Origin of the sequence: Leptospira sp. WS58.C1, assembly GCF_040833995.1 — a bacterium.
Lineage (GTDB): Bacteria > Spirochaetota > Leptospiria > Leptospirales > Leptospiraceae > Leptospira_B > Leptospira_B cinconiae.
In genome coordinates this window covers 2,798,665-2,810,841 of the sequence record NZ_CP162137.1, presented here as the reverse complement: position 1 = coordinate 2,810,841, position 12,177 = coordinate 2,798,665, and the positions used below count along the sequence as shown (strand labels likewise).

Genomic DNA, 12,177 nt, shown 5'->3' with positions numbered 1-12,177 from the left:
GATGTATAACTTCAAAAGAGTCCTCTCTTCCATTAGAGAATACTTCGAGCCTATTCCCAAATTTGACGGAGAAAATGCAAGGTTCAGAGAGGCGATTTATCTTTATTCAAAAAATCGTTCCGAGAAAAACTTAGAAAAACTGTCCGCAGAACTTACCAAAGCTTACTTTTTGATCCCTCATGCGGGTGAGGAAGCCGTCCCGAAAAAGACAAAACCTAAAAAGAAAGTTGCAGCCAAAAAAAAGAAGAAAGTTTCCCCTAATAAAGGAGCGAAACCTATCGTATTATTATACGTAAGCGATGAAAGAGGTAGAGTGTTCTTACCTGCATTCTCCCATCCTTCGGAGTCATTTCGTTATTTTAAAAAAGAAACCCCGCTTGTTCCTATCACTGCGAAAGAATTATGGGTCTTAGGTCTACAGAACAAAGGAGTTTCCGGGGTCGCCATAGATCCAGGTTCTACGTTATGGTTGCTTTCCAGGGAACATTTGGAATTGTTGCAAAAGGAAAAATAATCTTTCTTTGAACGACGTTCTATGTATTCCACTTTCCGAATATATATTTTTCATCTTATTCTTTTATCCGCTTTATTTACGAATTGTATCTTGGTCTCGAGATCCGAACTTTCTCTTCCTTCGAGCTTAAACGAGGGAAAAGTATTAAAACATTATAAAAAAGTTTCTCTTAAAGTGATCTATATTCCTGAAAAGGATGATCACGCTTATAATCTGGAAGAAGAAGAGCAGAAAAGCAGGGAGGAAATCTGGACAAACCTGCTGGTTTCCGCTTATGAGGATTCGGGATTATTTAGAGAGGTCGTAACTTCTTCCGGAGGCGACTTGAAAGTCCAAATTAAGATCGTAGAATCCCAGGCAGAAGATAGGGGGATGGATTACACATTTTCCAAAGGTTGGGGGTTTCGCCCGTATCGGGAAGAGGGCTCCTTTTCCATGAGTACGGACTTTTATAATTCAAAGGGTGAACTTTTAGGTTCGGTAGATCTAACGGAAAAATATGACTACTATTATCAGATTTTCTTTATATTCCTAATGCCTTTCTATTCTCAAGACGGAGAATACGAAAAATTGGGACGTTTTATGGGATTAAAAACTTTGGATCGGGCTTTATTTAAGGAAATTTTCATCCCTAAAAAATAACGCCTAGGAATTTCCAAAAATAGTTCGCCCAAATCCCGAATAAAACGAAATTACTCGCTGCAAAGATTGTCAATCTATGAATAACGTTGTTATAGGTGAGATGGATCAAGCTATGCAAAAATCTAAACCCCACATAGATCCAAGCCAATTGAAAATTTAAAGGATCGATTGCCTCCGTCAAATATTGTATCAGGCAGATCAGATAAAATAATAGGGGCATTTCCAATAAGTTCATGTAGTTCCGGTTCGCGATCGATACCCATTGAGGGACATTTGTGGATTCTCCGAACTTAAAATCATCCGGGCTCACTTTTCCGATAAATCCTGCATAAAAACGACGGATAGGGATTTGTAAAAGAACGAAAAAAGTCAATAGAGCTAACGCTCCGACTGGAAGAAGCCATAATTCTTTTTGCATTTTCGGATCCTTTGAATCTAAAAGAATTTTATATAAAATCGTTTCTCATTTAATCTGCAAGCAAAAGTCATAGAATTTCAAAATCTTCCATTTCGATTTTCGTTGACTCCTGAAACTTTTTAACTAATCTAAAGGCCCTTTAATTACGTCCTATATCCATATATTCAATATGCAAGATTCCTTAGAAAAGTTAGTCTATCACTGGATTCAGAAAGATTGGGGAGTTTTCCAATTTATTCAATCGGAGGGATTGGATGGAATATGGATCTTAGATCTATCGAACGAAGATCGATATTGGATCAATCCTAAGTTCAGATCCGTTTTGGGATTTTCGGGATCGGATCAGGAACTTTGTTCTATTCGATGGAAGGATCTTTTTTCTATAAAAGATCATGAGTTACTCCATTCTCAGATAAAGAAGTTAGAAAATACAAAAACTTTTCGCGTACGTTACAAAACATTCTCAGGTACCGAGCTAGAGACGGATACTAAACTTAAATTTTTACAAGATCCGTCCGGTGAACTTTTTTGTATCGGAGGGGTCAACATCCTAAAAGAGTCTGAGCTCCATACGATGAAGAGGGAATTGGACTTTCTTTCCTTGATCAACGCTTTACCGGATATGATCGGCTATTGGGATTCCAATCTGATTAACCGATTGGCGAACGATGCGTATCAAAACTGGTTCGGTATCGAGGCTAAAAAGATTGTCGGTCAACATATGAAGACCCTTCTTGGTAACGAATTATTTGAATTAAATTATCCTTATGTACAAAAAGTTTTAAAAGGGGAAGGCCAATTATTTGAAAGAAAGATCCCATCTCCCGATGGGAAAAGTTTTAGATATTCTCTGGCAAAATATATTCCCGATTTTAGGGAAGGCAAAGTGATCGGCTTCTCCGTGATTGTTAGCGATATTTCCAAAATTAAGAATGCGGAAGCTGAGAATTTAAAGTTAGCGAGAATAGTCGAGTCTTCAGATGATGCGATTATCGGAAAGGACCTGGAGGGTACTATCAATTCTTGGAATCGAGGTGCTGAAAAAATATTCGGTTATAGTCCGATTGATATTTTAGGATCTAATTTTGATATTCTGGTTTCGAAGGAATCCAAGGAATTGGAAGCCAAAATCAATCAAAAGATGATCTCACAAAAAGAGACAGCAAGTTTTGAATCCGTTCGTAAAGCAAAGGACGGGCATTCGATAGAAATGTCTATCACTCTTTCTCCTGTGTTCGATTCATCCGGAAAGATGATAGGCTCCGCAGAGATAGCAAGAGATATAGGCGAAAGAAAAAGAATGGAGAGTTCTTTTAGGAGCGCTTTCGAATATTCCGCGATCGGGATGGCAATTCTAGATCCGAAAGGAAGATGGATCCAAGTTAACGGAAATCTGATCAAACTGCTCGGATATGATTGGGAAGAATTATCCAAACTGACTTTCAGGGATATTACGTATCATGAGGATTTAGGAAAGGATCTGCAGTTATTGGCGGAAACTTTGGAGGGTAAAAGGTCCGGATATCATTTAGAAAAACGTTATATTAAAAAAGATGGAGGGATCGTTTGGATACTTCTCTCCGTTGCTTTGGTTCGAGACGCGGACGGAAAGCCTAATCATTTTATAGCCCAGATCATGGATATAGACGAGATCAAAAAGACGGAAGAACAATTGCGTCATGCTAAGGAGCTTTTGGAACAAACCAATAAGTTGGTTAGAATAGGGGCCTGGGACCTGGATCTGAAAAACAATACGGAAACTTGGTCGGGAGTCACAAAGGAAATGTTTGAAGTTCCGCATGATTTCGATCCAAATGTAAGAGGAGCATTAGAATTTGTTAAAGAAGGAAAAAATAAGGAAAAAATTTTAGAAGCGGTGGATAAACTTATTAAACAGGGAGAACCGTACGATCTTGAGATCAAATTGATCACTTACAATGGTAACGAACTTTGGGTTAGGACAGTGGGGAGTGCGGAATTTAAGAATGGAGAATGTTTAAGGATCTACGGCGCATTTTATAATATAGATAAAAGAAAAAAAGCTGAGATAGAATTATTCCAAGAAAAGTCCAGATTATCAGCATTCGTCGAACATGCCCCCGCCGCGGTTGCTATGTTTGATACCGAGATCAAATATATTGCTGTCAGCGAAAGGTGGTTAACTGAATACCATGTATCCGGCAAAAATATCATTGGACTTTCCCATTACGAAGTATTCGGGAATATTTCCCAGGAATGGAAGGATATTCATCAAAGATGTTTATCCGGTGAAGTCTTAAAAAACGACGAAGATGTTTGGAGACCGGAAGGTTGGGATCATGACCAATATCTTCGTTGGGAAGTGAGACCTTGGTATCAACTGGACGGGTCAGTAGGCGGGATCATGATGTTCACTCAGGATATCACTGAAAGTTGCCTCCAAAGAGAAGAATTAAAAAAAGCGAAACTGGTAGCGGAACAGGCGAATAAAGCCAAGTCGGATTTTTTAGCGAATATGAGCCACGAAATCAGGACTCCTTTGAACGGGATCATAGGATTTTCCGACCTTTTGTTGCGAACTTCCATGGATTCCATCCAGCACCAATACATGATGACAGTCTTCCAATCCGCCGAATCTTTATTGGATATTATTAACGATATATTAGATTTTTCTAAGATTGAAGCCGGAAAACTTGAATTATCTTATGAAAAAACAAACCTTTTGGAACTTTGCAGCCAGATCGTAAATACGATCAAGTTCCAAGCCCAAAAGAAAGGATTAGAAGTTATAGTGAATGTAGCCTGGGACGTACCCAGATTCGTAAAAGCCGATAGTGTAAGACTTAGACAGATCATAGTGAATTTATTCAGTAATTCCGTAAAATTTACGGAAGAAGGCGAAATAGAATTTAAGATAGAACTTCTTAAAAAAATATCCGAGACGGAAGGGGAGTTCAGATTCTCTGTGAGAGATACGGGGATCGGTATCGCACCGGAAGCGAAGGACAAAATATTCGAAGCATTCTCTCAAGGAGATGTTTCCACCACTCGTAGATTCGGAGGAACGGGTTTAGGTCTTGCTATATCCAATAAACTTCTCTCTATGATGGGAAGCAGTCTTCAGTTAAAAAGCGAATTGGGAAAAGGAAGTACATTCTATTTCGATCTAAAACTTCATATTTCCGAAATTATCGGAGAAGATTGGATCAGACTTCGTTCGATCAAAAAGGTTTTGATCGTAGATAAAGATCAAGAGAACATAAAGTTAATCGGAGAAATGTTATCTTTGCAGAATATTCCCGCGGATTTCATGAGTAACGGAGATGAAATGATTCAGACTCTATCTAAAGGGAATAGATATGATATTATTCTAATGGATTCCGAAATGCCGGAAGGGAACGCCTTGGAATTGGTCCGAAAAATACGAGAGGATCTAAGGATCGGAAACGAGGATCAGCCGATCGTACTGATCGTAAATCCGGAAGACGGAGAATCTTTCGTTTCGGAATCTCGAAAACTGGGGGTGCAGGAAGTCGTCTCTAAACCGATCCATATGCAAAAATTATTCGATATCCTGGCAAGAAATCAGATCCTGAAGGAGCCTTTCGAGTTCCCGTTGATTACGAGGGACCAAGAGGGTGCAGCTACGATTCGTAAAACTGCAACCGTGCTGATTGCAGAAGATAATTCGGTTAATATGATGTTAGCAAAAAGTATCATCAAAAGAATTCTCCCTAAGGCAAAATGTATAGAAGCTCAAACCGGAAGGGAAGCTGTCGATAAGTATAGAGAGACAAATCCTGACCTAATCTTCATGGATATCCAAATGCCTGAGATGAACGGGTACGAGGCCACCAAAGCGATCCGTGTTCTGGAAAAAGACGGTATTCGGGTCCCGATTATCGCTGTGACTGCAGGGATCGTTTCCGGTGAAAGAGAAAGATGTTTGGAAGCGGGGATGGATGATTATATAAGTAAACCCGCAGTGAAAGCGGATTTTGCTCGGATCATCTTTCGATGGATGAGTTGACTATACTTTGAGTTTTATTAAAGTATTTTGATAGCCTTCCAATATGTCCAGGATCTCAGTATCCATTCCATAGGGCCTAACGAGAACATTCTTTTCCAGATAAAGGAAAATAATCCGAAGAATACCCAAATAGGAACAGTCAGAATTAGGACAATATAACTTCCAACCTGGTCGAAATATCCAAGCCCCCATCCACAAAAGATCCAGGAGCAAACCAAGGACTCTCCTAAATAACAGGTCAAAGAAAGTTTACCCATTACCTCGAACCAAATTCGATCGGCTAAACTTTTTTCAGAATGATAATAATTTCCGAGCAGATACACATAACTGAATGTGAGCGCAGGCGCGCTAAAAGTATCCGTTATCGCAAATAGGATTTTTAAGAAAACGTTTTGGTTTTCCGGAAGAATATGACGAGAATGTAATGTGTATATAAAATTTCCTAAAATCCCAAGGGTTAGCATCCAAGGAAAAAGTTTTTTAAATCCTGGCTTCGTATTTTCCCAATTCGAGAATACGGAATTTTTAGCCGCATAAAATCCCAAAGCAAACATGGAAAGAACCGAAGGCCATTGATATAAGACTAAAAAAGGAATGGAGAGGATGGTATCCTTTGTTCTTTGTATACTACTTTCCCAGAACCCTCCTAAATACGCTTTTCTGCTTTCATCCAATAGACGCGGAAGATCGGCTTCCAGTTGGGATTTAATTTCTCCCTCTGCCAAACTCATTCCTATCCTACAAAACGCGGCAAGTATTATACAAAAGAGGGAAAACTTTAGTAACCAAGAAGAGTTTTTATTCCTCAGAAACCAGAGTACGGTTCCTAAAATTGCGTAAGAAAGAAGTATGTCCCCGATAAAAAGAAATATTCCATGCAGAATGCCTAATATTCCTAAACCGAATATCCTCCTGAAATATACGTTTCCTGAGCTTGTTTCCGGGCTGTTCTCCAGTTGTATAAAAAATCCGTAACCGAATAGAAAAGAGAATAATACGTAAAACTTGGACTCAAAGAGAAATGCTACGATCCAAGAACCTATGGAATCTAAAAGATTGGAGTTTTCCCCTAAGGAAGCAACCAGATACATAGGTTTGGAAAAGTACGGTAAGTTGACCGCAAGTATCCCGAATAACGCAAAGCCTCTCAAAAAGTCTATGAATCCTATTCTGTTGTTCATATTTTTTCTTAATGTTTGGGTTTCCAAGTCCATGTGAAAGCGAGAAGAATTATCGCTAAAATTGCGGAAAGGAATATTATAGATATAGAATGTTCCCAACGAAACCAGGAGAAAGAGCTCATCCATCCTAAAACCTTGGAAAGAGTTGTCCTTCCTAAATATCCGAACAAACCGATAAATCCGGCCGCAGTCCCTACCGCTTTTTTAGAAGTAAAGTCCAACCCGGCCACCCCTAATAGCATGACAGGCGGGTAGATAAAAAATCCTACCACTCCAAAAAGTGTGAGGTCCGCCCATAAATATCCCTGAGGAATAAGGGAAATGCCGAATAACGCGAATAATATAGGGACCATACAAACCAAGCTGACTAATCCTCTTTTTCCTCCCACCTTATCGGAATACCAACCGACGAGTAATGTGGATCCTATTCCGGCAAATTCATAGATGAGAGTGCTAATCCCTCCTTTTTCCAAACTTGCACCTTTAACGAATTTTAGATAAGAAGGTCCCCAATCTGTAAGACTATATCTGACTACGTACACGAAAAAATTCGCCAAAGCAAAGACCCAAACGTATTTATTTAAGAGAACCGAATCTATCAATATTTCTTTGAAACTCAATTCCCTCTCCAATTCGGAAACTTTTGAGGAGTCGATTTCCGTTCCGGTATATTCTTCAATGGAAGGAAGCCCGACAGACTGAGGAGTATCCAATAATCTGTAATATAAATAGATCGCGGTTAGGAACGAGATTGCAGCGGGGATATAAAATGCGTTCCTCCATCCGAACCAAGAAGCGCTATAAGCAGCGATCACTCCTACGAGTCCGCCGCCAACATTATGCGCTATATTCCAGATTGCGAATTTTTCTCCTCTTTCTTTAACGGAAAACCAATGGCCTAAGGACCTTCCGCAAGGCGGCCAGCCCATTCCCTGAAATAACCCATTTAGTCCCCATAAGATTAAATGTGTTTGGTAATCGGAAGAAGCACCGAAACATACATTACAAATTGCTGTTAGAATGAGACCTAACGGCATGAAAACCTGAGGATTACTTCTATCCGATAGCGCTCCCATCAGGAATTTTCCGATCCCGTAAGAGATCGAAGTGATTGCTATAATATTTCCGATTTGCTCCTGAGAGTAGGAAAGCGCTTCGCCGATTTCCTTGGAAACAACCGGAAAATTGTTCCGAACAGTGTAGAAGACTGAGTAACCTAAAAATGTAGCTTCTAATATTCTCCATCGGAATTTGGGATACAGGGAGCGGACTTCCGATTCGGGAAGTAACGGTTTAGGGGGCTTAGGTAAAATCCAGGATAATAGACCGATTCTCATCGATCGGGAAGAATGATGCCATCTATCCTAAGCACAAGTAGAATTTGATCAAAAATGTCTAAATCCGGATTCTTTAGGAAAATAAGTTTTTCCTTCGTAAGAATATGTAACCTGTGGGGATTCGCCTTCTTCGATACCTAAGACTGAGCCTATCTTTCGGATAGAGACCCCTTCCCAAGAAGAAGGTAATTCGTCCGGAGATAAGAATAGAAGTTCTAATTCTTCTCCTGAAGTCAGAACTCCTTCTATTCCGATTGCTTCTTTCACTCCGTTTTCGAATGGAAGTTTGTCCAGATCCAATTCGATCCTAACACCGGAAGATTTTGCCAATTTGAACACATCCTGTTTAAGCCCGTCGGTTAGGTCCATTCCGGCATGTATTCTATTTTTCGAATATAAAGAACGGCTTAAACTTAATCTTGACTTAGGTCTTAAATGTCTGTCTAGAGCGATCTTTTTTACTTCCGGAGAAAGTGAAATATATGCGCCTTCTAATATTTTATATCCTAAAAGAGAAGCGCCTATATGACCGCTTAAGTAAACACTATCTCCCGGTTTTCCTCCCTTTCTATCTACAGGAGAATCCGATTTTCCTAACAAAGTTAAAGTTAAGTTTAATTCTTGGGTCCGATAAGTGTCCCCGCCGCAAAGTTCTATTTTATAAGAAGTTAATGCCTTTTTAAATGAGTCGACAAATGGTTCTAAAAATTCTTTTCGATTGCAGGAAGGAGAAAGTCCGAAATTGAAAAATGCTTTTTGAGGAGTCCCGTTAGCCGCTGCTATATCCGACACGTTAACTTCCACCAACTTGTTAGCTAGATCTTCGGGGCGACTCCAGTCCAATCGGAAATGAGTTCCTTCGACTATCGTATCCGTCGTGATCAAGTTCCCTTCTTTGTCCGAATAACAGTCGTTTTCCTGTTCTTTGCCGGGGGGATATAAGGAGGAGATGAGTTCTTCTTCGTTCAATTGTTTTCCGATATCTAAAAATCTTGACTTTGTTTTATTGTAACCCTAGTATAAGGCTATGAAATCTCGTATAAATTCTTTTTATCTAATTGCACTGATTTTTTCAGTATTCTCTTTTGGGGGAAGTTGGCAATTCAATTCGTTATCAGCAGAGACTTCTTGTAAATATTCCATTAGCAGCGAAGCAACGGGTCTGGAGTGGAAAGCGTTTAAATTCACCGAAAAAACTGGAGTCGGCGGTAAGTTTACGAAATTGAATATTTCCGGAACTAAATCGGCGGCTACGGTTCCCGACACATTAAAAGGTTTAAAATTCTCAATCGATGCTTTGGATTTGGACAGCGGAAATCCGGAAAGAGATCCTAAGATCAAGGGAGCATTTTTCGGAAATCTGAAAAAGAACGGAAAAATAGAAGGTTCCGTCTCTTCTGTAAAATTAGAAACGGATGGAAAATCCGGAAGCGGTGTGGTAAAACTTTTATGGAATGGAGTCAGTAAGGAAGTTCCCTTACAATTTACTTTAGCTGGAGAAGTTATAGAAGCAAAAGGCCTCTTGGACGTAAATCAGTGGAATGCAGGAAAGGCATTAACTGAATTGAACAAGGTTTGTAACGATCTGCATAAGGGGAAAGACGGTAAATCGGTTCTTTGGCCGGATGTAGAAATTATTATAAAATCTACATTAAAGAAAGATTGTAAATAAGATGGAAAAGCGGAGTGGGTTCATTAAGGTCGCCTTAGGGCTACAGCTCCTATCTTGGTCCGAGCAGGTTTTATCGGAAAGGCATCCGCTTGCGAAGATATAAAAGAATATAACAAAAAGAATACGGACCGTCATCCAGCCAAAGATAAGTTATAGTTTGTAAGTAAGCAAGAAATTATAAATCAATTTTAAATCTTAAATCCGTTTTCTATTTCCGGCTTCTTACTGTTTAATTCCTATAACAAAGACAAATTATCGGATGAGATTCGCTACACGCCGGAGCGCCCGATAAAATCCAACTTGTAGTGATATCTGTCGCAGACCCGATTGCCCCTGCGGCTCCCATATTCGTCCCATCGATACAGTTATCGGCGGAATTATAAACTCCTCCCGAGTTGGAGAAAGTCCAAAAGTTTTGAGATATCACTCCTGCCTCTGCCAAGGTAATCTGTAGTCCTGGAAACATATTTGTCCAAGAATTTGCGATAATATCACCTCTCGGTCCTCTCACGGGATATTCAGTATTATCAGGCAGGCCGAAATCCGTCGGAAAATTAGAAAGGTAATGTGTAGAAGTGGAGACTACTGGAAGAATATTGGAACAAGTGAAATCCGTGATCGAAGAAAATAACTTATTACTAGTGCAGATATTATACAGGCTATCGTCTAAGCTGGATCCGAATTTTGCCAGATCTCCCTGGTAACTTTGGGTGGAATACAGATAGATCCCTTTCGGGGTGGAAAAAATAGAAAATAATAGTTCTTTAGTGTTACAGGCTTTATCCGTATCGGAGCAGACGTCGGAAGACATACAAGCGTTGGAAAATAGAAGTAAGAAACTAAAAAAGTAAAATGTTTTGCTCATATAAAAATTCCCGAAAGTAGACGAATCTCTAAACCTTTAGACGAAAAAAGATCTTTAATAACAGATGCACAAAACTTTTCTATACTGGTCGCAGGTATCGCTTGCAAAGGATGGCCAACTCAAACCGATATCATTCGGATCTCCCGTAATTCCAACATTTGCATTATCTGACAAGGTGCCGTTTACACAGGAGCTGGAAGCATATCCCCATCCGGTGGTCGCAAAAGTCCAAAATTTTTCGGTCGTTACTCCCGCTTCACTCATTGATAGTTTCGGATTAGAAGATAAAATTAAATTCCATTGGTCATAAATTAATTCTCCTCGAGCTCCTCTTATTGGTAAAGTCCCATCTAACGAAAAATCCGTAGTGTACGAACTAACGGAGCTCGTCGGGCTTGCAGTTAGAGGAAGAACGTTCCCGCAATTGGAAATGGTCTGAGCGAAAAGTCTCGCTTCGGCACAAATATTCATAAGGCTGATCTGGAGGTCCGGTCCATAGGCGGCTAAGTTTCCTTGAAAGGATTTTTGAGTAGAATAGAGATAGATCCCCGGAGGAGTAGAAATATGAGAATATAAAATTTCGTTAGCGCTGCAACTCTTATCCTCTGAGGAACAGGTTTTACCATTCATACATCCGTATGCGGAAAAAAATAAGAAGAAAAGTAATATCGCAAAAAATTTCACCGCACGATTAAAGACCGAACGGCCGTGTTTTGCAAGAAATAATTTACTGAATGATGTGCAGAATGTGGATCTTTTAAAAATGAATCTTTAGAGAGATCAAGAAAGTTTTATTGGGATTCGGAATTGATAACCGGTGTGAAACAAACACAAAGTACACGATAACGGGAATCACAACTGGAGAATGATTCTCCTCCAGGATTGATCCAATCATTGTTCTTCGTGGATGGCGAACCGACTGCTCCGAAAAATTCGGAGGTATTATCCGATCCGGCATTACAATTATCTCCCGCTAACCCTCCGCCTATAGTGGAAAAGGTCCAAAAATCCCCATCCCCTAAACCTGAACTGGACAGAGGCTGTTTCGGACTTATTTCACCGAGAACAAAATCTTCCCAGGTATCCGAGATCAATATACCCGTGGGGCCGTAGATCGGAAGATTGCTTGGAACGGAAAAGGCATTTGTAAATGTGAATAAAGGCACTGATTCGCTAGATATAAAAGCCCATACGTCGGGACAAAACTGATTCACAAGAGATGAAAATAATTTTTCTCCCTTACAAATATTTTGACCTCCTATTTCCGGTCCTGATCCGTATGCGGCAAGATTGCCTTGATAAGTGTTGATCGTGGAATAAATATAGATCCCGTTCGGAACAGAAAGGATGGAGGTAAGTAAGGCTTGAGAACTACAGCTTTTATCCTCGTCGGAGCAGGTCTTTTCGCTCAAACAATTGTAATATAGGGAAGAACAAAGGACTGTTATAAGGATGAAAGAGCGACTTCGCATAATACTATACTCACGGGATGGCTATACAAAGTTCAAGGAATTTCTCATTACACTTGACTAAAATGTC

The 12,177-nt window shown here is 39.8% G+C and carries 11 protein-coding genes; 4 read left to right on the top strand and 7 right to left on the bottom strand.

What is annotated here, in order from left to right:
• Nucleotide 1 precedes the first annotated feature (1 nt).
• Nucleotides 2-514 (top strand): SseB family protein, encoded by a 513-nt coding sequence (locus AB3N61_RS12850; protein ID WP_367897776.1) that lies wholly within the window; start codon nt 2-4, stop codon nt 512-514.
• A 90-nt stretch (nt 515-604) separates the two neighbouring features.
• Complete coding sequence (locus tag AB3N61_RS12845; protein ID WP_232420966.1) at nt 605-1,156, top strand: hypothetical protein; 552 nt, start codon at nt 605-607, stop codon at nt 1,154-1,156.
• On the opposite strand, the gene AB3N61_RS12840 is transcribed toward AB3N61_RS12845, so the two are convergent.
• Complete coding sequence (locus tag AB3N61_RS12840; protein WP_020768846.1) at nt 1,146-1,574, bottom strand: MAPEG family protein; 429 nt, start codon at nt 1,572-1,574, stop codon at nt 1,146-1,148. The genes AB3N61_RS12845 and AB3N61_RS12840 overlap by 11 nt on opposite strands.
• Before the next feature lie 169 nt (nt 1,575-1,743).
• Here AB3N61_RS12840 and AB3N61_RS12835 point away from each other — a divergent pair, with 169 nt between their 5' ends.
• The gene (locus AB3N61_RS12835; RefSeq protein WP_367897775.1) at nt 1,744-5,583 is read left to right on the top strand and encodes a PAS domain S-box protein; all 3,840 of its coding nucleotides are present in this window, start codon (nt 1,744-1,746) and stop codon (nt 5,581-5,583) included.
• 17 nt (nt 5,584-5,600) lie between these two features.
• On the opposite strand, the gene AB3N61_RS12830 is transcribed toward AB3N61_RS12835, so the two are convergent.
• The 3 genes from AB3N61_RS12830 to thiL are packed head-to-tail and all read right to left on the bottom strand — an operon-like array spanning nt 5,601 to nt 9,070.
• On the bottom strand, nt 5,601-6,764 hold the full coding sequence (locus AB3N61_RS12830; protein ID WP_367897774.1) for a DUF418 domain-containing protein: 1,164 nt from the start codon (nt 6,762-6,764) through the stop codon (nt 5,601-5,603).
• Between the two features lie 8 nt (nt 6,765-6,772).
• Nucleotides 6,773-8,101 (bottom strand): MFS transporter, encoded by a 1,329-nt coding sequence (locus AB3N61_RS12825; RefSeq protein ID WP_367897773.1) that lies wholly within the window; start codon nt 8,099-8,101, stop codon nt 6,773-6,775.
• A gap of 48 nt (nt 8,102-8,149) precedes the next feature.
• Nucleotides 8,150-9,070 (bottom strand): thiamine-phosphate kinase, encoded by a 921-nt coding sequence (gene thiL, locus AB3N61_RS12820; RefSeq protein ID WP_257588071.1) that lies wholly within the window; start codon nt 9,068-9,070, stop codon nt 8,150-8,152.
• Nucleotides 9,071-9,128: 58 nt separating this feature from the next.
• On the opposite strand from thiL, the gene AB3N61_RS12815 reads away from it, so the two are divergent.
• Nucleotides 9,129-9,773: a YceI family protein gene (locus tag AB3N61_RS12815; RefSeq protein WP_257588070.1), complete on the top strand. Its 645-nt coding sequence runs from the start codon at nt 9,129-9,131 to the stop codon at nt 9,771-9,773.
• A gap of 229 nt (nt 9,774-10,002) precedes the next feature.
• On the opposite strand, the gene AB3N61_RS12810 is transcribed toward AB3N61_RS12815, so the two are convergent.
• The 3 genes from AB3N61_RS12810 to AB3N61_RS12800 form a co-directional block, all read right to left on the bottom strand.
• Nucleotides 10,003-10,638 (bottom strand): hypothetical protein, encoded by a 636-nt coding sequence (locus tag AB3N61_RS12810; protein ID WP_020768783.1) that lies wholly within the window; start codon nt 10,636-10,638, stop codon nt 10,003-10,005.
• Nucleotides 10,639-10,692: 54 nt separating this feature from the next.
• Nucleotides 10,693-11,268: a hypothetical protein gene (locus tag AB3N61_RS12805; protein ID WP_257588069.1), complete on the bottom strand. Its 576-nt coding sequence runs from the start codon at nt 11,266-11,268 to the stop codon at nt 10,693-10,695.
• A gap of 161 nt (nt 11,269-11,429) precedes the next feature.
• Nucleotides 11,430-12,110 (bottom strand): hypothetical protein, encoded by a 681-nt coding sequence (locus tag AB3N61_RS12800; RefSeq protein ID WP_367897772.1) that lies wholly within the window; start codon nt 12,108-12,110, stop codon nt 11,430-11,432.
• Between the last annotated feature and the right edge of the window lie 67 nt (nt 12,111-12,177).